The organism is Staphylococcus simulans (assembly GCF_025561465.1).
In the GTDB taxonomy this organism is placed as follows: domain Bacteria; phylum Bacillota; class Bacilli; order Staphylococcales; family Staphylococcaceae; genus Staphylococcus; species Staphylococcus simulans.
The window spans coordinates 2,496,881-2,519,577 of record NZ_CP095100.1; the positions used below are offsets into that span (position 1 = coordinate 2,496,881).

The window sequence follows — 22,697 nt, forward strand, 5'->3', positions numbered from 1 at the left end:
TACCATTATTTTTGTTTTTATATTCAGTGGATGCAACAATTTGAATAATTCTTTCACAAACAAAGCTACTGACACTATGCCTGTTAACGAATATAAAGGCCAAGGTTTTCAACCTCCTGCTGATAAAAAGGCAATTGAATTAGTAAAAACATAGAGAGGAATTCGCAGAACTAGGAGAAAGATTTTATAAAGATAACTTTGGCTTGAAGGTTAAAGCTACCAACGTGGTCGGCAGTGGAAAAGGCGCAGAAGTATTCGTACATTGTAATGATCATGACATCGTGTTTAATTCCAGTATTGTTATCTCCACTGATTCTTTAGGCTATAAAGGCTCTGCATGTGCAAAAGGAGAAAGCGATGATTTATCTACTCAAATTGGAAAAGTAGTCAGCGGCTTTGACTACAAAGCCAACAAGAAAGAATACGATGAACTTTATCAATACTTCAAAGATAATCAGGTTATTACGGGTTTACTAAAGAAGCTATAAACAAAACACGAAACTCTGGCTATGAAAATGATTTTTTCTGGATAAGTGGTTATCCTATTGACTTAGCCCAATATGATAAATACTACACCTTTGATTCAAATGAATCAAAAAGAATTCAGCGAAAAGTATTATCAAGCTAGATACAATGCCACTGGTGGTGTAACTAAAACACACGTTATCACTACATTTTTTGATACTAACTCAAATTATAATAAAGATAAGGAAGACTATAAGTTATTAGATCTTGCAGATGCCATTCAAAAAAATCAACTTGGCCCTGATAAAAGCGAAGTGAAATATACATTAACCTATACAAGCAATGAAATCACCACTTATGACGGCACAAAGAATGGAAATAACGAAATGTCTTATGGGGTTTATAATAGTGAACAATAAATTTTCAGAACAAAATAAATACTTTGATAATGTTCATTTTAATAAATAAACATTAATAACGCACCGAAATCACTTGGATAACGGTGCGTTATTGATTAGATATCTAATTCTTCTATACGCATCATATGATTAATCAAACCTGCATAAAAGCCTTGTAATTCTTGGCCTGTGTGTTTAAAGTCTAAGGCATCTAGACCGACAAAATCTAAATGATCCCAACCTTTCATAACCGGTGTCACTTGCCAGATGCCTTTTTTCAAGCCATCTGTAAATTCAGTGAAAGCTTGCCCTGTTGGATAGAGTGAAGATACCACAGAAACGATACCGTCATTTGGACGCAATGCTTGGTTCTCCTCACTTCCAATGACACGACTCGTTGAATCAAAAAGGAAGAATTGTCCAATATCAGGGATATGATTTCCCGTTAAACCTTCATGACTCGCCAAACCTGTATAAGTTGTATAAACAATGTTAGGGTTCATCGGTGTCATTTGATTTAATTTTTCTGAGCCTTCTGATGTTAAATCATACATCGCATTATCATCAGTATCCCAAAGTTTACTTTGCGCAACACGTTGTGCGTATTCAATATAAGATTCATTTTCCCTTTGTTTGAATCCCCATTTTTCAAAACCAAAATCGATATTTGCGAGTTTACCACCGCCCATACGTCCTAACGCATAAACAATATCTTTAAAGGCTTTTTCATTACCAATTCGATCCGCTGCAGCTGAACCGTTATGCGGTGTGCCTAAAGTTGTAATAGAGGCAATCATATGGTCTTTCCCTCCTTCAAATAAAGAGGAGATTGTTCCACCATGTTGATGTTGGTAATCTATTTCTTCTTGATTACCAAAGCGTAAAAAATGTTCTAAAAGCCGGATTGTTTGTCCACCCATACTGTGGCCGACCATATGCACCTTTTTGCCAGGCGCCCATTCATGAAAGACCCCTGCATAAGTTCTGCCATATCGAGAATGTCCATATTTCTCCGCATGCGCTGCACCATAATCTACTGTACCGCCTTTAATATAATAATATAACTCTATTGCGCGATCATAATTACTGCTGAAAGCACCTACACTCGCTTCATAAGCTTCGTACCCTTTTTCACGCAGTCCATCTATCACACGATACTTATCTCCACCCCAATAATTGGGATATAAGTCTGGCTTTATTTCACCTGTAAAGCCCATAAATCCATGTACAAATATAACTGGATATTGATTAATCGCTTGTTGTGCTTTATTAGTTTTTAAACTTTCTGTATGTGGAACAGGTGCTTGTTGGACCGTACGTTGCGTTGGTTTTGTTTGTGTTTCTTCTGTTTTGGCTTCTTCTTTTGGTGCCGCTTCAGTTTTCTCATCATCCTCTTGAGATGTAAGAGTTGATTTGATTTCTGGCGCAGGAGCAGTTTTCGGTTCTACTTCTGACGAAACATGCGTCTGTACTGTTTCTTCTTCAGAAGTTGAGGTCGTTTTAGATAATATTTCTGTATTTTTAATCTCTTCTTTTTTATTTTCAGGTGCTTCTACTTGTTGGATGACATCTTCTGTAACCTTTTGTGCTTCATAGTTTGTCACAGAATCATTATCTACTGGCGCTGGTTGTTCGTACTGTTTTGGTTTTAGTGGTTCACTATGATTAGGTTTTTCTTGTTTTGTTTGTGATCCTTCATGAATCTGAGATGAGGATGTTTCTTGTTCAAGGTTAATAGTATTTTGTTCCTGTATATTTTTTTCTGAAGATGGTGTATTCACATGACTTGTTTGTATTTCAGAACGCTTGGTAGAAATATCTGGTTGTGTTTCAACCTGTTGTGATGTCGTTATATCTTTTGATGGTAACAGTTGTTCATTTTCTTGTGTATGTTCCGCTTCTACCTGTGTTTCGTGGTGTGTTTGTGTGGATTCTTCCGCATGTGCTGATGTGCTTAGACCCATAAATATAAAGGATGCGATAAGTGTTGATCCAGCTCCGACTGTAAACTTTCTTATCGCATAGTGATGGTGTGTTTGATTATTTTTCTTCATTTTGAATTGCTCCTATTCTAGTGGTGTCCTTCACTAAAGAAAAATAATAACGTGCTCCCATAATATAGATGAATAATTAACTGTACTACTTTAAAATAACACATTTTTGTGTCACTCAGTGTTAATTTTCTTATTTGTTATATTTCTTTTACATCATTTTTATTTTATCTGATGGTAAATATCGTAAACTTCTCCTGTTTTCATCTGACGGTCTTCAGCGACTTGTTTAATCGCTTTTTTCGGTTTCATATTTTGACGGATATAATGTTCAACATGTTCATGAATATCTAACTCACTGAACCATTCTGTCTCTTCTTTTGGTGCTGCACCCTCTATTAAGATAACAAATTCACCTTTAGTCGGAATGTCACCATTTGTGACCGCTTCTACCAATGTTTGAACTGGTGCCGTCTGAATCTCTTCAAACTTCTTAGTCAATTCTCGACCAAGTGCTACTGGTCGTGTTTCATCAATTTCCGCTATAGCTTTTAGTGTATCTGCCACACGAAACGGGCTTTCATAAATAATTACAGTAGAGTCTTCAAACATGCGTTGTTCAAGTACTGCTTTTTTATCTTTGGCTTTTCTCGGTAAGAATCCAACAAACGTATACACAAACGAAGGTAAACCGCTCCCCATCAACGCAGTCAACCCTGCATTCGGTCCAGGAATCGGTACAACATCAATACCTGCTTCACGCGCACGCACCACTAATTCATAACCCGGATCACTGATTAACGGTAAGCCGGCATCAGAGACTAATGCGATACTTTTCCCTTCTAATAAAAGTTCAATTAAAGGTTCAGTCTGCGTCTCTTTATTATGTTCATGATAAGATTTTAAGGGTGTCTCAATCTCATAATGATGACATAATTTCTTTGTGACACGTGTATCTTCACAGGCAATCATATCGACAGATTTTAAAGTGTCTACTGCACGAAATGTGATATCTGCTAAATTTCCGATGGGTGTTCCGACTAAATAAAGTGTTCCCATGTTATTGCTTGCCCCTTTCAATGAGCTGTAATTTTTGTGTTCTCGTGAATGTTTTAATTTCATACTCACGTTTCATCGCTTCTGACTTTGTTTCATAACCTTCTTGATAAAGTAATACAACGGGACGTCTAGTTTTAGTATACTTGGCACCTTTACCCGCATTATGTTTTTCGATTCTTGCTTGAACGTTATTGGTATACCCAGTATATAATGTGCCGTCTTTACATCGTACGATATAAATATAATGTTCAATTGCCATAATAAATCGCACTCATTTCTTTTGTATATTGGCCATCTGCTGTATACATATAAAATGGCGGCGCAATATCCAAACCAGGTTTGCCATCTTTACGTCCTTCTACAAGAATCGCATGCGCTGCTTTACCAGGTTTACTATAAACCATTGTCAGTTTCTTTGGTTCAATACGGTGCTGTCTGAATTCAAATAATACATCCATTAAACGTTCTGCACGATGTACCATGACAAAACGACCGCCTTGTTTCAATAAATGTTTCGCAGCATTCACACAATCAGCCAGTGTACACATTACTTCATGACGTGCAATTTTATGTGCTTCTTTTTGATGTTGATGCGTTTGAATGGTTTTGAAGTACGGCGGATTACATGTGACAACGTTATAGCTTGAAGGTTGAAAGTGTTGTTGAACATGTCTTAAATCCATTTCATACATTTGAATACGCGCTTCTAAATGATTATGGCGAATACTGCGTTCAGCCATATCCACTAATTGTGGTTGGATTTCAATCGCATCTATCATGTGATTTCCTTTGTCTGAAAGTAATAAAGGAATGACGCCGTTACCTGAACATAAATCCATTACTTTGTCACGTTTTCTAAGCTGGGTAAAATGGCCTAATAATAAAGCATCCGTCGAAAAGGAAAAGACTTCATCATTTTGAATTATTTCTAACTGTTCTTTTAATAGACAATCTAAACGTTCATTTTCTTTCAACATGATTTTCTCCAATTTTTGATTAAATATGTATAAATGAGAACCTCTTCAGGTTCTCATTCAAGCTTTCAAATAGAATATGACATTCTTTTGATATATTAAAACAATCGCTTTTAGGATTGTTCTTCTAATGTTTGTAAACAAAATAAGCAATCTTCACCATTACGATGTTTACCGAATAAATCGCCTTTACAGATATGGAAGCCTTCTTGATATAAAATCGCTAAGTTCTCCTTACTGCTTAAACGAGGTTTCTTTTTCTCTTTAGACTTTTGCTCAGGCTTATCTGAAACATCTGTTGATTCAGATCCTGTTTCTTGTGAACGGCCGATTAATTGTTTCAAATGTTTGTTTTCAACTTCCAACGCAACATTTTCTTCTATAAGCTGCATGGTGATGGTCTTTAATTCTGCCGTGTCTTGATACAATTGTTTAACATTGGTTTCAAGACGCAATAGTCTCTCCATTATTTCTCTGCGTTCCAAAAGCCTGTGGCCTCCCTTAATAGATTGCTTCTAAATCATCAACTGAGTATTCTAAAGGTTGTTCTAAACCTTCAACTTTGACTTGCATTGAAATATCTAACATATTCAAGCCTACCACTGTACCTTGACCATCAGGTGTATCAATTTTTGTTCCCACATCAGGTAATTGTTCTCTGGCAGCTTCATATTGATCATTTTCATATTTTAAGCAGCACATTAAACGACCGCAAGCGCCTGAAATTTTTGTAGGATTTAATGATAAGTTCTGATCTTTTGCCATTTTAATCGATACAGGTTCAAAGTCACCTAAGAACGTTGAACAACATAGCGAACGGCCGCAAGGACCGATACCACCAAGTAATTTAGCCTCATCGCGCACGCCGATTTGACGTAATTCAATACGTGTTCTTAACTTTGCGGCTAAAATCTTTACCAACTTTCTAAAGTCGATGCGATCATCTGCAGTGAAGTTGAAAATCACTTTTGATTTATCTAATGTATACTCACAATTGACTAAACGCATTTCTAAACCTAATTCTTCTACAGATGCTTTACAGAAATCCATTGCAGCATCTGCATCTTCTTCGTTACATGCACATTGTTCTAAATCATTGTCAGTTGCGACACGAATGATTTGTTTTAACGGTAATGTAACATCTTCCTCATCTACCGTTAGTGCAGCATCTTTGACATCACCGACTTCTACACCACGTTTAGACTCTACAACAACTCTGTCACCACAACAAAGTTCAGCATCTTCAACCGGTGCATAATACTCAAGCTTACCAGCTTTTTGGAATTGTACGCCAATCACTTGAAGCATTTAGCCCACCCCCTTAATTACGATTTGTTCAAATACGAGTGTTGGATTCACATTTTGTGTTAACTTCTTATGTGCCTCCGTTATATGATCATACATATGCGTTAATTGGTCATATGTTAAACGTTGTGCATATTGTTTAATATCTGTTTCTAATTCAGAGAATACTAAGTATCCTGAAATGTCTGCTTTTTCATGCATAATATCTTGGAAGAATGCATTCACGACTGACAATGTCAGTTGCTGCAGCTTTTTATTTTTAGCTGCTTTCATTAAATCGACCAAAGCAATTAAAGCCATTGCACGATTCGTCAGCAGTAATTGGCACCAATTGATAATGTTTTTGCGTAAATTTGCTAAATCATATTCCTCATTCAGCGCACGAGCTTCTTCGATTTGTGAGGTATAAGTACTCAACATTTCAGCAATCGGTTTAGATATCTCTTGTTCTTTCAGACGTTCCACGAGTTGTGCTTGTGACATCGGTTTAAAATAAACATGCTGACAACGCGAATGGATTGTACTGAGAATTTGTTCTGGTTTCGTCGACAGCAATATCGCAATCGTATTTTCTGGCGGTTCTTCTAAGAACTTTAAAATACTATTCTCACCTTGAACGGTAAGTTTCTCAAAGCCATTAATAATATAGACTTTGTGACTGCCTTCAACGGGTAATTGATTCATCACATGAACTAACGCTTCAATCTTTTCTTTCTTCAGATTCGTCTCATCTGTTGTGACATATCTGAAATCAGGATGATTGAAACCGTCAACTTTCGCTTGGCATATTTCATTGTCATTGCATAGTATCAACTTCGCAAAAGCCATAGCCGTTTGCTGCATCGTTTGTGCATCATCGCCTTCAAATAAATAGGCATGCGAAAGCTTTCCAGATTGATACGCATTCGTCAATCTTGATAATTCATCCATTCAATTTGTCACCTTTCCATAATGAAAAAGGGCAGGAACTCATGAGTTTAATCATTGATTGTCTCTTTACAATCTCGATTACACGCTCGTCCCGACCCCCACTATTTATAGACTGTTATTTATGTCGAATCATAGATTCATGTCATGTTTATCATTAAAATCTGTGGAACGCATCAACAGGCATTACGAATACTGTCGCGCCGCCGACTTCTACTTCAACTGGATATGGAATGTAAGAGTCTGCACTGCCGCCCATTGGCGTAATTGGTGATACAAGTTGTTCTCTGTTTCCACATGTTTTATTGATAACATTTAGTAAATCATCTACTTTGTCATCATCAACACCGCATAGGAATGTCGTATTTCCTGCGCGTAGGAATCCACCTGTTGTCGCGAGTTTAGTAGCTCGGAAATTATTTTTGACGAGTTGGTCAGACAACTCTTGACTATCTTGGTCTTGAACAATTGCAATTACCATTTTCATAACTAACACCTCTTTGTAATATTATAGCATATTGTGATGGTAGAGCCTGTTTAAAACTAAATAGAAATAACTAAAATGATGTCTGATTTCTTGATGTTTTCTATTAATATTTTACCTTCATCTTTTAGGTCTGCTGTAATTAAAGTTTAACAAATTATACTACGTGAACCCGCACGCTTGCAACAACTTCCAAAGCAATCATCTAAAGCTTATGCTTGACTAGACAAATGTTGGACAATTGCTTGATAAGCAGCATCAACAACCGCCTCAATAGATTGATTTGCATCAATGACCGCAAAACGCTCTGGTTCTTGTTCGATTAATTGATGATACCCTTCAATAACCCGTTGATGAAATGCGATACTCTCATGATCCAAACGATTCATGTCTCGCGCATTACTTTGAATCCGTGCTCTTCCCGTTTCAGCCGTAATGTCTAGATACACTGTTAAATCCGGATATAAACCATTAATCGCAAATTCATTAATTGCTCTGACTTCCTCTACACCAATACCTCTCGCATAACCTTGGTAAGCAAGCGAACTATCGATATAGCGATCACACAATACTACTCTTCCCGCTTTTAGCGCTGGTAAGACTTTTTCTACTAAATGTTCTCTGCGTGATGCCGCAAATAATAAGGCTTCGGTACGCTCATCAACAGCTTCGCCTTCTAATAAAATTTCTCGAATTTGTTCTGCAGCGGGTACCCCGCCAGGTTCTCTCGTTGTTAAGACTTCAAATTGTGCTTGTAAACGTTCAGAAACTTGGTTTAAAACCGTTGTTTTACCGGAACCTTCTGGTCCTTCAAATGTGATAAATGCTGACATGTTATTCATCCTTAATATTTATAGTTCTATGCTTTATACCTTCTACTCTAATTCCTTGTGCTACCCAGTCTTCCATAATATCGATCATTTCTTGATGAATGCGTTCACCTTTATAAAACACCGGTATACCTGGAGGATAAGGTACAATATGTTGAGCTAACAATTCACCTGCAGCTTCACTAAAATCGATACGTCTCATTTGGGTTATCGTCACAGGCTGATAATATCCAACGTGTTCAGGCATTTTGGGGATAGTTACTGAAACCTCATTTGTCGTCTTCGGTAACTTTAATGCTTTAATTCGTTCTAATAATGATTCAAATGGGAACCGATCTCCTTTATGCCACATCGGTAACACTAACAATACTTGTGTTTCATCTGCGAGTTCTACATAAAGATGTTGTGCTTCTAACCATTGTTGGATGTCATAGCCTGTATACCCTGCGTATGTCAAAGTTATTTTAAGTGGATCATCCATCTCATGAACTTCTAATCCTTTAGCGCTTAATGCATCAAGTAGACGTTGACGTTGTGTGAAAAAATAAGTGCTTTCATATGTTTTATAAAATTGATGTGCACGCTCTAAGCCTGCCATTAATAAATACGAAGGACTTGATGATTGAAAGTAAGTTAAATACTCCATCACTTGTTCACGATAAGGCGCATTTTTATGTATGAAGATTACAGAGCTCATAGTCAAAGCAGGTAAACTTTTATGATAAGACTGTACGACGTAATCTGCCCCAAAAGAAAGTGCAGAGTTAGGGAAACCATTTAATCCAAAATGCGCACCATGCGCTTCATCTACTAACACAGGTGTACCCTTCGCGTGCTGTTCTTTAATAAATGAAGCAATATCGAATAACTCACCGTAATAGTTAGGATATGTCACAATCGCTAGACTATTTGTACTTTCTTTTTGGTCTATGCGTGGCGCTACATATTGATGGGTTGTATCACTGATAGTCATCGGTAAAATTTCTGCATCTTTTTGAGCTAAATCTAAACCATGAAAGACTGATTTATGTACATTACGACTCATCACAATCGGTGCTTCTTGTTTTGCGGTTGCTTGAATCACTGATAAAAGACCTGAAGTTGTGCCATTTACTAAATAAAAGGCATCATAATCTGGATGCTTATCTAAGGTATGCATGCTTTCTTTTAATATGCCTTCAGGATGATGCAAGTCATCAAAATCAGTAATCTCAGTAATATCCATGGCTAAATCCATCTCATGTAATGTGCCGATTGTTATGTTTTTATGGCCAGGTACATGAAAAGAAATAGGTTGTTGTTTTAGAAAAGATTTAAGCTGATGATTTAATGGCAAATTCATTTTTCCACTACCTTCAATTTGGTAATTAACTCTTATTTTAACATATTTGAATCTAGTTCAACGATGAGAAATGAAAGAATTCTTCTCATTTCATTATCAAAAATTAAAAAATGGCATAAAAAAAGAGACCCTTTACAGGATCTCGTGTTTGCCTGGCAACGTCCTACTCTTGCGGAACGTAAGTCCGACTACCATCGGCGCTAAAGAGCTTAACTTCTGTGTTCGGCATGGGAACAGGTGTGACCTCTTTGCCATTGTCGCCAGACAATGGAATGTATTATACATTCAAAACTAGATAGTAAGTAAATTTCAATTCGACCAATCAAAACTTGAAATTTGATTAAGTCTTCGATCGATTAGTATTCGTCAGCTCCACATATCGCTATGCTTCCACCCCGAACCTATTAACCTCATCATCTTTGAGGGATCTTATAACCGAAGTTGGGAAATCTCATCTTGAGGGGGGCTTCATGCTTAGATGCTTTCAGCACTTATCCCGTCCATACATAGCTACCCAGCTATGCCGTTGGCACGACAACTGGTACACCAGAGGTATGTCCATCCCGGTCCTCTCGTACTAAGGACAGCTCCTCTCAAATTTCCTACGCCCACGACGGATAGGGACCGAACTGTCTCACGACGTTCTGAACCCAGCTCGCGTACCGCTTTAATGGGCGAACAGCCCAACCCTTGGGACCGACTACAGCCCCAGGATGCGATGAGCCGACATCGAGGTGCCAAACCTCCCCGTCGATGTGAACTCTTGGGGGAGATAAGCCTGTTATCCCCGGGGTAGCTTTTATCCGTTGAGCGATGGCCCTTCCATGCGGAACCACCGGATCACTAAGTCCGTCTTTCGACCCTGCTCGACTTGTAGGTCTCGCAGTCAAGCTCCCTTATGCCTTTACACTCTATGAATGATTTCCAACCATTCTGAGGGAACCTTTGAGCGCCTCCGTTACACTTTAGGAGGCGACCGCCCCAGTCAAACTGCCCGCCTGACACTGTCTCCCGCCATGATCAATGGCGCGGGTTAGAAATCCAACACAGCTAGGGTAGTATCCCACCAGCGCCTCCACGTAAGCTGGCGCTCACGCTTCTAAGGCTCCTACCTATCCTGTACAAGCTGTGCCGAATTTCAATATCAGGCTACAGTAAAGCTCCACGGGGTCTTTCCGTCCTGTCGCGGGTAACCTGCATCTTCACAGGTACTATGATTTCACCGAGTCTCTCGTTGAGACAGTGCCCAAATCGTTACGCCTTTCGTGCGGGTCGGAACTTACCCGACAAGGAATTTCGCTACCTTAGGACCGTTATAGTTACGGCCGCCGTTTACTGGGGCTTCGATTCGTAGCTTCGCAGAAGCTAACCACTCCTCTTAACCTTCCAGCACCGGGCAGGCGTCAGCCCCTATACATCACCTTACGGTTTAGCAGAGACCTGTGTTTTTGATAAACAGTCGCTTGGGCCTATTCACTGCGGCTCTTCAGAGCGTGAACCCTAAAGAGCACCCCTTCTCCCGAAGTTACGGGGTCATTTTGCCGAGTTCCTTAACGAGAGTTCTCTCGCTCACCTTAGAATTCTCATCTTGACTACCTGTGTCGGTTTGCGGTACGGGCACCAGTTATCTAGCTAGAGGCTTTTCTCGACAGTGTGAAATCAACGACTCGAGGAAAACATGTTTCCTCTCCCCATCACAGCTCAACCTTGAGAATGGCGGATTTGCCTACCATTCAGTCTCACTGCTTAGACGTGCACTCCAACAGCACGCTTCGCCTATCCTACTGTGTCCCCCCATCGCTTAAAACGATAAATGGTGGTACAGGAATATCAACCTGTTATCCATCGTCTACGCCTGTCGGCCTCGACTTAGGACCCGACTAACCCAGAGCGGACGAGCCTTCCTCTGGAAACCTTAGTCAATCGGTGGATGGGATTCTCACCCATCTTTCGCTACTCACACCGGCATTCTCACTTCTAAGCGCTCCACATGTCCTTGCGATCATGCTTCGACGCACTTAGAACGCTCTCCTACCATTGTCCTACGGACAATCCACAGCTTCGGTAATATGTTTAGCCCCGGTACATTTTCGGCGCAGTGTCACTCGACTAGTGAGCTATTACGCACTCTTTAAATGATGGCTGCTTCTAAGCCAACATCCTAGTTGTCTGGGCAATACCACATCCTTTGCCACTTAACATATATTTTGGGACCTTAGCTGGTGGTCTGGGCTGTTTCCCTTTCGAACATGGACCTTATCACCCACGTTCTGACTCCCAAGTTAAATTGATTGGCATTCGGAGTTTGTCTGAATTCGGTAACCCGAGAGGGGCCCCTCGTCCAAACAGTGCTCTACCTCCAACAATCATCACTTGAGGCTAGCCCTAAAGCTATTTCGGAGAGAACCAGCTATCTCCAGGTTCGATTGGAATTTCTCCGCTACCCTCAGTTCATCCGCTCACTTTTCAACGTAAGTCGGTTCGGTCCTCCATTCAGTGTTACCTGAACTTCAACCTGACCAAGGGTAGATCACCTGGTTTCGGGTCTACGACCAAATACTCAACGCCCTGTTCAGACTCGCTTTCGCTGCGGCTCCGCATTTGCTGCTTAACCTTGCATCAGATCGTAACTCGCCGGTTCATTCTACAAAAGGCACGCCATCACCCATTAACGGGCTCTGACTACTTGTAAGCACACGGTTTCAAGTTCTCTTTCACTCCCCTTCCGGGGTACTTTTCACCTTTCCCTCACGGTACTGGTTCACTATCGGTCACTAGAGAGTATTTAGCCTTGGGAGATGGTCCTCCCGGATTCCGACGGAATTCCACGTGCTCCGTCGTACTCAGGATCCACTCAAGAGAGAATAAACTTTCGACTACAGGACTTTTACCTTCTCTGGTTCAACTTTCCAGGTGATTCGTCTAATTTATTCCTTTGTAACTCCGTATAGAGTGTCCTACAACCCCAATGAGCAAGCTCATTGGTTTGGGCTCTTCCCGTTTCGCTCGCCGCTACTCAGGGAATCGATTTTTCTTTCTCTTCCTGCGGGTACTAAGATGTTTCAGTTCTCCGCGTCTGCCTTCGGACATGCTATGTATTCACATGTCGATAACACAACATAACTTGTGCTGGGTTCCCCCATTCGGAAATCTCTGGATCAACGCTTACTTACAGCTACCCAAAGCATATCGTCGTTAGTAACGTCCTTCATCGGCTTCTAGTGCCAAGGCATCCACCGTGCGCCCTTAATAACTTAATCACGTTATTAATATTGTGAGTAATCGTTTGCCGTCGGCAATTGATTACTAGCGATTCATTTAAATGAATAAAGCTTTTAAAACTCTAATTCACTCGGTTTTGCTTGGTAAAATCTATTTTTTACTTACTTATCTAGTTTTCAATGTACAATCTTTGAATGTTTCAAATAAACATTCAAAACTGAATACAATATGTCACGTTATTCCATTTCAGTTTCCTGCGAAACTGTTCCGAATATATCCTTAGAAAGGAGGTGATCCAGCCGCACCTTCCGATACGGCTACCTTGTTACGACTTCACCCCAATCATTTGTCCCACCTTCGACGGCTAGTTCCTAAAAGGTTACTCCACCGGCTTCGGGTGTTACAAACTCTCGTGGTGTGACGGGCGGTGTGTACAAGACCCGGGAACGTATTCACCGTAGCATGCTGATCTACGATTACTAGCGATTCCAGCTTCATGTAGTCGAGTTGCAGACTACAATCCGAACTGAGAACGGCTTTATGGGATTTGCTTGACCTCGCGGGTTCGCTGCCCTTTGTACCGTCCATTGTAGCACGTGTGTAGCCCAAATCATAAGGGGCATGATGATTTGACGTCATCCCCACCTTCCTCCGGTTTGTCACCGGCAGTCAACTTAGAGTGCCCAACTTAATGCTGGCAACTAAGCTTAAGGGTTGCGCTCGTTGCGGGACTTAACCCAACATCTCACGACACGAGCTGACGACAACCATGCACCACCTGTCACTTTGTCCCCCGAAGGGGAAAGCTCTATCTCTAGAGTTGTCAAAGGATGTCAAGATTTGGTAAGGTTCTTCGCGTTGCTTCGAATTAAACCACATGCTCCACCGCTTGTGCGGGTCCCCGTCAATTCCTTTGAGTTTCAGCCTTGCGGCCGTACTCCCCAGGCGGAGTGCTTAATGCGTTAGCTGCAGCACTAAGGGGCGGAAACCCCCTAACACTTAGCACTCATCGTTTACGGCGTGGACTACCAGGGTATCTAATCCTGTTTGATCCCCACGCTTTCGCACATCAGCGTCAGTTGCAGACCAGAAAGTCGCCTTCGCCACTGGTGTTCCTCCATATCTCTGCGCATTTCACCGCTACACATGGAATTCCACTTTCCTCTTCTGCACTCAAGTTTTCCAGTTTCCAATGACCCTCCACGGTTGAGCCGTGGGCTTTCACATCAGACTTAAAAAACCGCCTACGCGCGCTTTACGCCCAATAATTCCGGATAACGCTTGCCACCTACGTATTACCGCGGCTGCTGGCACGTAGTTAGCCGTGGCTTTCTGATTAGGTACCGTCAAGGGGTGCATAGTTACTTACACCCTTGTTCTTCCCTAATAACAGAGTTTTACGATCCGAAGACCTTCATCACTCACGCGGCGTTGCTCCGTCAGGCTTTCGCCCATTGCGGAAGATTCCCTACTGCTGCCTCCCGTAGGAGTCTGGACCGTGTCTCAGTTCCAGTGTGGCCGATCACCCTCTCAGGTCGGCTACGTATCGTTGCCTTGGTAAGCCGTTACCTTACCAACTAGCTAATACGCCGCGGGTCCATCTATAAGTGACAGCAAAACCGTCTTTCATCATGAAACCATGCGGTTTCATGTGTTATCCGGTATTAGCCCCGGTTTCCCGGAGTTATCCCAGTCTTATAGGTAGGTTACCCACGTGTTACTCACCCGTCCGCCGCTAACGTCAGAGGAGCAAGCTCCTCGTCTGTTCGCTCGACTTGCATGTATTAGGCACGCCGCCAGCGTTCATCCTGAGCCAGGATCAAACTCTCCATAATAATTTATGATGTTTGACTAGCTCATAAAAACTAATTGTTTTAAAACGTCCTTAGGACGTTTGTTAATTTGGAATTAACGTTGACATATTGTCATTCAGTTTTCAATGTTCATTCGGTTTATTTTTCCGACTCACAAGAATCAATTATACTCTCTTAAAACTTCAAAGTCAACACTTTTTTAAAAGTTTTTTAAGAAGTTTTTTCTATGTGATTGTTGAAGTTATTTGTTTCGTTCGTTCAACAGGTATTAACTATACTAGCTTCTGCGTTTTTTTGCAACCCTTAAAACCCATCTTTTTTCGCTCTTAAACTACTCGATGACGCTATTTTCCGTACCTTTATTCTGATGAAACCTGTAATGTTCGTTAAATATCCCCTTACATTTCTATAGCCCTTCACAATCTCTTAACATTCCTCACAAAAACCAAACTTTATTTTTTTCTAAAAAAGTTTTAAAAAAGTGCAGAAGGGCATAATAAGAGGTTGAACCTCTAGTATTATGACACTTCTGCACTGATTTTACATCTCTGTTCTGCCAGCAATTGCGCGTGACAAAGTCACTTCATCTGCATATTCTAAGTCTCCGCCTACAGAAAGACCTTGCGCCAATCTTGTTACTTTAATACCGATTGGTTTCACAAGTCGAGAAATATACATTGCTGTCGATTCACCCTCTAAGTTAGGATTCATCGCAAGAATCAATTCTTTTACTTCTTCATCTTTTAATCGTTCTATTAATGAAGGAATATTAATATCCTCCGGCCCGATACCATCCATCGGAGAGATTGCACCATGCAATACATGATATAACCCTTTATACTCCCTCATTTTTTCCATTGCAATAACATCCTTGTCGTCTTCAACCACACAAATGACAGAACGATCTCTCTGTTTATCTTGGCAAATATAACAAGGGTCTTCTTCAGTAATATGACCACATGTACTGCAATATGTTAATTCACGTTTGACATCTACAAGTGCTTTTGCGAATTGAACGACGTCATCTTCTTTCATATCTAAGACATGAAATGCCAGACGTTGTGCCGTTTTCGGCCCAATGCCTGGCAATTTCATGAAACTATCAATAAGTTTCGAAATTGGTTCTGGATAATGCATGGCTTATCACATTCCAGGAATGTTCAAGCCTTTAGTGTGTTTGCCTAAGCGTTCTGATGTTAATTCATCTGCTTTATTCATCGCTTCATTTGTAGCAGCTAACACTAAATCTTGAAGCATTTCAACATCATCTGGGTCGACTGCTTCTTCATTGATTTCAACATCCACGACTTCTTTATGACCTGTTACAGTTACAGTCACCATACCGCCGCCTGCTGTACCTTTAACTCTTTCGTCTTTTAATTTTTCTTGCTCTTCAGCCATTTTCTTTTGCATTTTCTGCATTTGTTTCATCATTTGTTGCATATTTCCGCCACCGCGCATAATATAGTTCCTCCTTAGATTCTAGCTTTATTATTCAACATAAGTCTAAGATACAAGAGTTCAATCGTATTCAATCGATTTTTTTTACTTATAATGGAAGAAACCCATTATTTACTCTCCTATCTCTTCTATTGATATGCAAATTATAACACAAAGCACACAGGTCTTTCGACAATGATGGTATCTGAAAGGCTGTGTGCTGTATTTACTTTATTCTTCATCCATGACATGAACAGTGTCTTCACCAAACATGTCTTTGGCTTTTTGAACAATATCATCTTGAGGTGCTTCTTGTTTCGTTTCTGTTTGGTTTGCTTGTTGATTACGTTTTCGATTTTGAAGATATTCAGAGCGTACTTGCATCCATTGGTCTGCAGGTACACCGACAACTGCAACATCTTTGTTGATAATACTGCGTACAACTTCTTCTAAGTTTTTACGTTTCTCATCATCGTCATTTACGATTTCACAATGAATCTCTGCTTCAAATTGAACCAAGACGCTTTTTTCACTCGCTGCGACTGGAATAGAGTTTTGCAATAAACTCACCAACGCTTTTTGATTGTGATTTTTCGCATGATCAATTACTTCTTGCCAATGCTCTTTTAATAATTGAATATCTTCTTTATTCGCATTATCTAGTACCTTCGCAATTTGCGTCATAGAGTAGCTGTTCTTACTCTTACGACGCCCTCTAGAGGCTGTTTGTTGCTTAGGTGGAGTGTTCACTTGTGGAACACCTTGTTGTTTTAAAGCGTGCAATTCTTGCTCAAGATGTTCTAAACGTTGTAATAAAGCACTATTAACATCATTGGCACCTGCTGTTTGCGTTGCTTGCGGTTGATTCATTGAAGTTTGAGGCTCTGATGTTTTAGAAGCTCCACCCGCTTTAATCAATTCCGCCAATTTAACTAATAATACTTCAAAGTGTACGTTTTGATTTACACTAAAACGCACAGATACTAATGTATCATTAATTAAATCAATCATTTTATATAAGGTATCAAAGTCAAAGCCCATCAAAGCATCATATTCTGTTTGATTTTGGGCTGTTTTATTCATAATCGTATCACGTACAAAGTAAATCAGATCATTAATTAAACGATTGACTTCCTTACCGTCTTCTATAAATTGATGATAGCGTGCAAAAGCTGCTTTCACTTCTCCATTTGCGACATCATTTAATAAAGCATTCAGAGAAGCTTCATCTACACTACCAGTTACATTCAACGCATCTTGCAATGTTAAGTGTTCATCACCGAATGCAATCGCTTGGTCCATGATACTCAATGCATCACGCATACCACCTTCTGATGCTTTCGCAATAAACGCAATCGCTTCTTCATCGAATTCAATATGTTGAGATTCCGCAACATAACGCAAACGATCAATAATTTGATCTAAACTGATAGCTTTGAAATCAAAGCGTTGCGCACGTGAAATAATAGTAGGCGGAATTTTATGCGGTTCCGTTGTCGCCAGAATAAAAATAGCATGTGCTGGCGGTTCTTCTAACGTTTTTAACAACGCATTAAATGCACCCGTTGTCAGCATATGCACTTCATCGATAATATAGACTTTATATTTTGATTGTGATGGTGCGTATTTCACTTTATCTCGTATGTTTCTGATTTCATCGACACCATTATTACTTGCTGCGTCAATTTCAATGACATCTGAATTAGAGCCTTGCGTAATACTCTTACAAATGTCGCATTCATTACAGGGTTCTCCGTCAACGCTGTTAGGACAGTTGATTGCTTTCGCAAATACTTTCGCAATACTCGTTTTCCCAGTCCCTCTAGGACCGCTGAAAATATAAGCATGCGATTGTTTACCTTTAGCAATCGCGTTACGGAGCGTCTTAGTTACATGCTCTTGTCCAACCACATCACTGAAACTTTGTGGTCGATACATTCTATATAAAGCTTGATAATTCACTTTCGCACCTCCGAATACAAATCATCATTATTATAGCACGCAGACAGGATGCAATGCGATGATAGAAATCAAACTTCATTTTCAAAGATTAACTGTCCTTGTGGATGCGCATCTAAAGTATCCCACAATAGATAAACACTATATTGATCTATATCTTCGCCCTCTGGAACTTCTACACTGAAATTACTTAAAGGGATAAAACCGAGCGATCTAAAATAATCTGGTTCACCCTCTACAATAATTTCATTATAGCCAGCCTCTTTTGCTCGGCTTTCTACTGCTTCTACCAAAGCCTTGCCGATTCCATATTCTCTATAATCCTCTTTCACAGATAATGAACGTATCATTAAAGGGCGCTGTATATCTTCTTCATTTCGAATCAACTCTTGCATCATCAAAATATGACCGACGATTTCATTATCATCAGTACGCGCAATCATTTCAAAATCATGATTATAGTTAGGCAAGCGTCTTAATTCACGCAAACTATCTTCGTAATATTCCCCTTCGAAGAGCCCTTCACTATCTTTTTTGTCTTTTAAGTGTGCAATCACTGGATAATCGTTTTCTGTTACTGTACCTAGAAATATCTGCATACGTTCCCCTCCGTTATTCAGTAAAAAGTAATAAGTACATTATAACGTAACTTACTTTTTTCTCTTATTAATATGGGTTTATGCATTTTCGTCAATCGCTAAAAACCCATGACGCTCCTTTTTGGAAGAAATTATATAATATTTGTAAAATTAATGTAAATTATGTGATAAGATATGAGTTAACTAAGTCAGCATTGTCAAAATCCATTAAGGGGGCGACACACATGGTAATGAAAAATAAAGCTTATACCCTTTTAGGCATCGTGTTTATTGTATTGTGTCTAGCCAATTTTGTTGTTTTGTATAATATATGGGCAGTTCTGCCAGGCTTGATTTGTGGCATCGTCTTTTTACGCTATGGTATTCAATTCAAAAGCGCAGAAGAAATTTTAAAAGAAAAAACACCTTGAACTAAGAACAATGCGGTATACCTCTTTACAGGTACACCGCATTTTTGATTAATATTCCATTGTTTTATGTTTACGACCATGCATGAAATAATAAAGCGCAATTACACCAACTAGTAATAATGCCATTAACATATAAAGGTTTCGATAGCCTACACTACCAATTAAAATGCCGAGTAACGTTGGACCAGCACCAGCACCTAAATCCGCAAAGATATAGAATGTTGAAGTCGCAAGTCCAATCTTTTCAGGTGGTGAGGCTTGAATCGCAATCGTTTGGAAAGATGGAATTAATGTACCATAACCAATACCGATGAATATAGCTGAGAATAATAACATCCAGCTGCTATGCGTCACACTTAATAACACTAAACCAATGACGAATAGTACTAACACAGGATAAACAACTTTATTCGCACCATAATTATCGAACACTTTACCTGTAATCGGTCTGACAACGAACGTACTAAATGCGTAAACCACAAAGAAGAAACTTGCGGCAGCCGCTAAACCAATGTGACTGGCATACGAATCTAAGAATGCGAGTACGCTTGAATATGCAATCCCTACAAAGACAATGACAATAGAAATCGGTATGGCCTGTTTTTGTAGAAATTGGCCGATGCCTTTAGCTGAATTCACTTCTTTATTCTCTGCATCTACCATAGGTTGTCTAATATTAGAGATAAAGAGTGATAAAACTCCAGCAAGTAAGATACAGATTAAACATACAATGAAGTTACTTTCAAAACTGAAGCGTTGGTTGATTAAAATACCTAAGAAAGGACCAATCGCTGAAGCTACTGTTGTACTTAGTGCGTAATAGCCGATACCTTCACCTTTTCGATCTTCTGGCACAATCGTAGATGAATACGTTCCTGTTGTTGTAGAAGCCATCCCAAATGCGATACCATGGATTAAACGAACAATGATTAAAACTAATAAGCTATGAATAAGGAAATACAACGCTATGGCCACAAATGAAAAGACCAAACTTGCTAAAAGTGTCTTTTTCAAATTAAGCTGATCAATATATTTCCCAGTAAATAAACGCCCGAATAACATTCCAATAATAAAGATACCAGCAGCTAAGCCACCCATACCTTCTCCCGCATGGAAAGTATCTATTGTAAAAGAAGTTACAGTTACGATTAAGGCGTAATGAATGATATACATTAAGAAGTTAATCAATGTAATAAATATAAAATCTTTCGTCCACAAATGACGATACATATTTGTACACTCCCTCTATACGTCACAAAATTTTCAATGAAACTATTATAATCATAAATAACACTAATGTATAATGGAATTTATTAATGTTTTCATAAGCAGAACTAATGAATAAGAGGTATAGTTATGAATTTCACACAGTTATATTATGTTAAAACAATCACTGAAACAGGTTCAATTACAAAAGCAGCAACCTTATTACATATCACGCAATCCGCGTTAAGTCAGTCTATCTCTCATTTAGAAGACGAATTAAATTTAAAGCTGTTTCAACGTCAAAAAAGTGGTACAACTTTAACACCGCAAGGCAAAGAAATATATCCCTTCATCTTAGATCTGTTAGAACAAGAATCCACACTTTACGAGAAAATTGAAACTTTGAATTCAGAAATGAAAGGGACCCTTTCAATTGCTACAGTTCCAAGTTTATTTATGACTATCGTCCCAAGTGTAATGTCTACATTTAAAAGAGACAACCCCAATATTGATGTACAAATTACTGAAGCTGAAAATGATGAAGTTCAACGTTTAGTTGTCAGCGGAGAAGCTGACATCGGTTTATATACTATCTTAAAAGAAGAAGACTTAGACGTACGTGGTGCACGTTATGCGCCATTATTCTCTAGCGGTTTTACCGCTATTGTCCCAAGTGACTCTAAACTTGCTTACTATAAACAACTTTCACTAGAAGATATCAAAGGCTTCCCATTCATTCTATATGATCGCAACTTCTATAAAAAGAACATCCAAAATTTCGAAGAAAAGAATGGTTCAATCAACCTATTATTTTCCACTGAAAACGTCGGTGTATTATTCAATTCTGTTGCGGAAGGCTTAGGTATCAGTATTCTGTCGGATTTAATGGTAGAAAGCACGCCTTATTATCAACGTGATATGATTACTACAGTTTCTGTAGGTGCGCCATTTAATCAAATGATAGAATACGGAGTCCTTTATATGGAAGATTCCGAGAAACAAAAACAGATTTCAGAGTTCACGAAGTATTTAGTTAAAGCTGCCCATGACAACCATTAAATAATCCAAATTAAAAAGTGCTTTCATAAGATAAGTTTCAACCTACCTTATGAAAGCACTTCTTTATATATTGGTTCATTATAGACATAAAAAAACCGCGCAACTTTGCTTTGAATGTGTATCATGAACGTTACCAAAGTCGACAGCTAAATCTCGGCTACCCTACGGCACATATGATAATCCACTTAATGCTGCTTCCGTCAGGACCTGACATGATTCATGGGTTCATATTGCATAGGACCGAAATCTTCAAACACCTCGTGCTTTGGGCAGACTTCACAAGTACACACCCTAGGCAAAGTATTCAGTCTCGCATAAGCGGATTTCGAGAATAGGGAACCGCTACCTCCCCACCTAGCACGGCAAGTTATATCTTACTATATATTAAGCAGGTAATGCAAGTATTAATGATTTGTAAATCTTCCTCTTAATAAGTGCTTCATTTTCTTCCTTATCTTCTTGAGAAATCCACAAATCTGAATTCAGTCGCAATATGTTTTGCGATATTGTATTGGAATTTCGTTGTATCTTTTAAATGCACGACACCTCTGACGGTGGCAGTGTAAGGTGGATTTACTTGTCCGAAAGCTTCATATTCCGCTTCTCCAAACGCCTCAAACGTAATGGCCTTACTAGAATAACTAATCTCTTGTTTAAGTTGTTGCTCAATATATTCATAAAGCGAATTCTTCACAATCGTTTCTGTTAAACCTGGAACGACAGCTTCCACCAAGTAATCTTCATCTATAATTTTGACTCTGCCATCCATTTTACGATAACGCACAAGATGCCACAACACGGCATTGTTAGTTAAATCTAGTGCTTCTTGGACAGCAGGAACTTCTTGTGCTCGTACAGTTTCTAATAATTTCACTTCCGTTTCTAAAGCAATCCCTAAATTTTGTTGGACCTCTTTGAAACTTGTCAGCTTAGAAAACGGAAATTCTTTAACACCTTGGTAAATCACAATTGAGCCTTTGCCTCTGATTTTTTGAATCATACCTTCACTGACCAATAAATTCAGTGCACGACGTACTGTTTCACGAGAAGCGTGATACATTGTGACCAAATCATGTTCAGAAGGCAGTTGTGCCCCATATTCCAACTTTTCATTTACAATTTGCGTTCTTAAATCATCATAAATCTTGGTGAATTTCTTCGGTTTCGTCATCATCGTTCTCACTCTATCCTTCATTCGTCTTAATCGTTATAG

18 protein-coding genes, 3 rRNA genes, 1 other RNA gene and 2 pseudogenes are annotated in these 22,697 nt (G+C 39.4%); 4 read left to right on the forward strand and 20 right to left on the reverse strand.

Features of this window, described 5'->3' with window-relative positions:
• The first annotated feature begins 76 nt into the window (after positions 1-76).
• Together MUA87_RS11870 and MUA87_RS11875 are read left to right on the forward strand one after the other, a co-directional pair.
• Positions 77-488: pseudogene (locus tag MUA87_RS11870) on the forward strand (DUF1672 family protein).
• Positions 485-884: pseudogene (locus MUA87_RS11875) on the forward strand (DUF1672 family protein). Before MUA87_RS11870 ends, MUA87_RS11875 begins: the two co-directional pseudogenes overlap by 4 nt.
• Before the next feature lie 95 nt (positions 885-979).
• On the opposite strand, the gene lip reads toward MUA87_RS11875, so the two are convergent.
• The 17 genes from lip to MUA87_RS11960 all read right to left on the reverse strand — a co-directional run bounded on the left by lip (position 980) and on the right by MUA87_RS11960 (position 18,809).
• A complete protein-coding gene (lip, locus tag MUA87_RS11880) occupies positions 980-2,917 on the reverse strand; it encodes a YSIRK-targeted triacylglycerol lipase (RefSeq protein ID WP_262550878.1) in 1,938 nt (645 codons plus the stop codon).
• A 159-nt stretch (positions 2,918-3,076) separates the two neighbouring features.
• Positions 3,077-3,913: a 16S rRNA (cytidine(1402)-2'-O)-methyltransferase gene (gene rsmI, locus MUA87_RS11885; protein ID WP_023016289.1), complete on the reverse strand. Its 837-nt coding sequence runs from the start codon at positions 3,911-3,913 to the stop codon at positions 3,077-3,079.
• Position 3,914: 1 nt separating this feature from the next.
• Positions 3,915-4,172 carry a GIY-YIG nuclease family protein gene (locus MUA87_RS11890; RefSeq protein WP_023016290.1) on the reverse strand — a complete coding sequence of 86 codons (258 nt, stop codon included), beginning with the start codon at positions 4,170-4,172 and terminating at the stop codon, positions 3,915-3,917.
• Positions 4,162-4,890: a tRNA1(Val) (adenine(37)-N6)-methyltransferase gene (locus tag MUA87_RS11895; protein ID WP_023016291.1), complete on the reverse strand. Its 729-nt coding sequence runs from the start codon at positions 4,888-4,890 to the stop codon at positions 4,162-4,164. Before MUA87_RS11895 ends, MUA87_RS11890 begins: the two co-directional genes overlap by 11 nt.
• Before the next feature lie 110 nt (positions 4,891-5,000).
• A complete protein-coding gene (gene yabA, locus MUA87_RS11900) occupies positions 5,001-5,372 on the reverse strand; it encodes a DNA replication initiation control protein YabA (RefSeq protein ID WP_023016292.1) in 372 nt (123 codons plus the stop codon).
• Positions 5,373-5,388: 16 nt separating this feature from the next.
• A complete protein-coding gene (locus MUA87_RS11905; RefSeq protein WP_002481887.1) occupies positions 5,389-6,195 on the reverse strand; it encodes a PSP1 domain-containing protein in 807 nt (268 codons plus the stop codon).
• Positions 6,196-7,122, reverse strand: a complete 927-nt coding sequence (locus tag MUA87_RS11910) for a DNA polymerase III subunit delta' C-terminal domain-containing protein (RefSeq protein ID WP_057510615.1) — start codon at positions 7,120-7,122, stop codon at positions 6,196-6,198. It abuts the gene before it with no gap.
• 154 nt (positions 7,123-7,276) lie between these two features.
• A complete protein-coding gene (locus MUA87_RS11915; RefSeq protein ID WP_002481885.1) occupies positions 7,277-7,606 on the reverse strand; it encodes a cyclic-di-AMP receptor in 330 nt (109 codons plus the stop codon).
• Between the two features lie 209 nt (positions 7,607-7,815).
• A complete protein-coding gene (tmk, locus tag MUA87_RS11920; protein ID WP_061054930.1) occupies positions 7,816-8,436 on the reverse strand; it encodes a dTMP kinase in 621 nt (206 codons plus the stop codon).
• 1 nt (position 8,437) lies between these two features.
• Positions 8,438-9,775 carry an aminotransferase class V-fold PLP-dependent enzyme gene (locus MUA87_RS11925; RefSeq protein WP_105978715.1) on the reverse strand — a complete coding sequence of 446 codons (1,338 nt, stop codon included), beginning with the start codon at positions 9,773-9,775 and terminating at the stop codon, positions 8,438-8,440.
• Between the two features lie 150 nt (positions 9,776-9,925).
• Positions 9,926-10,040, reverse strand: a 5S ribosomal RNA gene (gene rrf / locus MUA87_RS11930).
• 71 nt (positions 10,041-10,111) lie between these two features.
• Positions 10,112-13,035, reverse strand: a 23S ribosomal RNA gene (locus MUA87_RS11935).
• Positions 13,036-13,280: 245 nt separating this feature from the next.
• Positions 13,281-14,832, reverse strand: a 16S ribosomal RNA gene (locus MUA87_RS11940).
• The 16S, 23S and 5S rRNA genes sit together here, the layout of an rRNA operon.
• A gap of 519 nt (positions 14,833-15,351) precedes the next feature.
• Positions 15,352-15,948 (reverse strand): recombination mediator RecR, encoded by a 597-nt coding sequence (recR, locus tag MUA87_RS11945; protein ID WP_002480399.1) that lies wholly within the window; start codon positions 15,946-15,948, stop codon positions 15,352-15,354.
• 6 nt (positions 15,949-15,954) lie between these two features.
• On the reverse strand, positions 15,955-16,272 hold the full coding sequence (locus MUA87_RS11950; RefSeq protein ID WP_002480398.1) for a YbaB/EbfC family nucleoid-associated protein: 318 nt from the start codon (positions 16,270-16,272) through the stop codon (positions 15,955-15,957).
• Between the two features lie 210 nt (positions 16,273-16,482).
• Positions 16,483-18,213, reverse strand: coding sequence for a DNA polymerase III subunit gamma/tau (dnaX, locus tag MUA87_RS11955; RefSeq protein WP_002480397.1), 1,731 nt, complete (start codon positions 18,211-18,213; stop codon positions 16,483-16,485).
• 68 nt (positions 18,214-18,281) lie between these two features.
• Positions 18,282-18,809 (reverse strand): GNAT family N-acetyltransferase, encoded by a 528-nt coding sequence (locus MUA87_RS11960; RefSeq protein ID WP_002480396.1) that lies wholly within the window; start codon positions 18,807-18,809, stop codon positions 18,282-18,284.
• Between the two features lie 224 nt (positions 18,810-19,033).
• On the opposite strand from MUA87_RS11960, the gene MUA87_RS11965 reads away from it, so the two are divergent.
• Positions 19,034-19,219 (forward strand): hypothetical protein, encoded by a 186-nt coding sequence (locus MUA87_RS11965; protein WP_105978205.1) that lies wholly within the window; start codon positions 19,034-19,036, stop codon positions 19,217-19,219.
• Positions 19,220-19,267: 48 nt separating this feature from the next.
• Here the strand turns inward: MUA87_RS11965 and MUA87_RS11970 are convergent, their stop codons facing one another.
• The gene (locus MUA87_RS11970; RefSeq protein WP_002480394.1) at positions 19,268-20,449 is read right to left on the reverse strand and encodes an MFS transporter; all 1,182 of its coding nucleotides are present in this window, start codon (positions 20,447-20,449) and stop codon (positions 19,268-19,270) included.
• A 126-nt stretch (positions 20,450-20,575) separates the two neighbouring features.
• Here MUA87_RS11970 and MUA87_RS11975 point away from each other — a divergent pair, with 126 nt between their 5' ends.
• Positions 20,576-21,484, forward strand: a complete 909-nt coding sequence (locus tag MUA87_RS11975) for a LysR family transcriptional regulator (RefSeq protein WP_002480393.1) — start codon at positions 20,576-20,578, stop codon at positions 21,482-21,484.
• Between the two features lie 95 nt (positions 21,485-21,579).
• Here the strand turns inward: MUA87_RS11975 and ffs are convergent.
• Together ffs and treR are read right to left on the reverse strand one after the other, a co-directional pair.
• Positions 21,580-21,847, reverse strand: an RNA gene (gene ffs / locus MUA87_RS11980) — signal recognition particle sRNA large type.
• A gap of 88 nt (positions 21,848-21,935) precedes the next feature.
• Positions 21,936-22,658 carry a trehalose operon repressor gene (treR, locus tag MUA87_RS11985; protein WP_372514607.1) on the reverse strand — a complete coding sequence of 241 codons (723 nt, stop codon included), beginning with the start codon at positions 22,656-22,658 and terminating at the stop codon, positions 21,936-21,938.
• Positions 22,659-22,697 lie beyond the last annotated feature (39 nt).

Coding starts and splice junctions, on each gene's coding strand:
- MUA87_RS11915 (WP_002481885.1), bottom strand. CDS start 7,606: ATGAAAATGGTAATTGCAATTGTTCAAGACCAAGATAGTCAAGAGTTG.
- MUA87_RS11905 (WP_002481887.1), bottom strand. CDS start 6,195: ATGCTTCAAGTGATTGGCGTACAATTCCAAAAAGCTGGTAAGCTTGAG.
- tmk (WP_061054930.1), bottom strand. CDS start 8,436: ATGTCAGCATTTATCACATTTGAAGGACCAGAAGGTTCCGGTAAAACA.
- MUA87_RS11910 (WP_057510615.1), bottom strand. CDS start 7,122: ATGGATGAATTATCAAGATTGACGAATGCGTATCAATCTGGAAAGCTT.
- MUA87_RS11960 (WP_002480396.1), bottom strand. CDS start 18,809: ATGCAGATATTTCTAGGTACAGTAACAGAAAACGATTATCCAGTGATT.
- MUA87_RS11965 (WP_105978205.1), top strand. CDS start 19,034: ATGGTAATGAAAAATAAAGCTTATACCCTTTTAGGCATCGTGTTTATT.
- treR (WP_372514607.1), bottom strand. CDS start 22,658: ATGATGACGAAACCGAAGAAATTCACCAAGATTTATGATGATTTAAGA.
- recR (WP_002480399.1), bottom strand. CDS start 15,948: ATGCATTATCCAGAACCAATTTCGAAACTTATTGATAGTTTCATGAAA.
- MUA87_RS11925 (WP_105978715.1), bottom strand. CDS start 9,775: ATGAATTTGCCATTAAATCATCAGCTTAAATCTTTTCTAAAACAACAA.
- MUA87_RS11950 (WP_002480398.1), bottom strand. CDS start 16,272: ATGCGCGGTGGCGGAAATATGCAACAAATGATGAAACAAATGCAGAAA.
- MUA87_RS11970 (WP_002480394.1), bottom strand. CDS start 20,449: ATGTATCGTCATTTGTGGACGAAAGATTTTATATTTATTACATTGATT.
- MUA87_RS11895 (WP_023016291.1), bottom strand. CDS start 4,890: ATGTTGAAAGAAAATGAACGTTTAGATTGTCTATTAAAAGAACAGTTA.
- lip (WP_262550878.1), bottom strand. CDS start 2,917: ATGAAGAAAAATAATCAAACACACCATCACTATGCGATAAGAAAGTTT.
- rsmI (WP_023016289.1), bottom strand. CDS start 3,913: ATGGGAACACTTTATTTAGTCGGAACACCCATCGGAAATTTAGCAGAT.
- MUA87_RS11890 (WP_023016290.1), bottom strand. CDS start 4,172: ATGGCAATTGAACATTATATTTATATCGTACGATGTAAAGACGGCACA.
- MUA87_RS11975 (WP_002480393.1), top strand. CDS start 20,576: ATGAATTTCACACAGTTATATTATGTTAAAACAATCACTGAAACAGGT.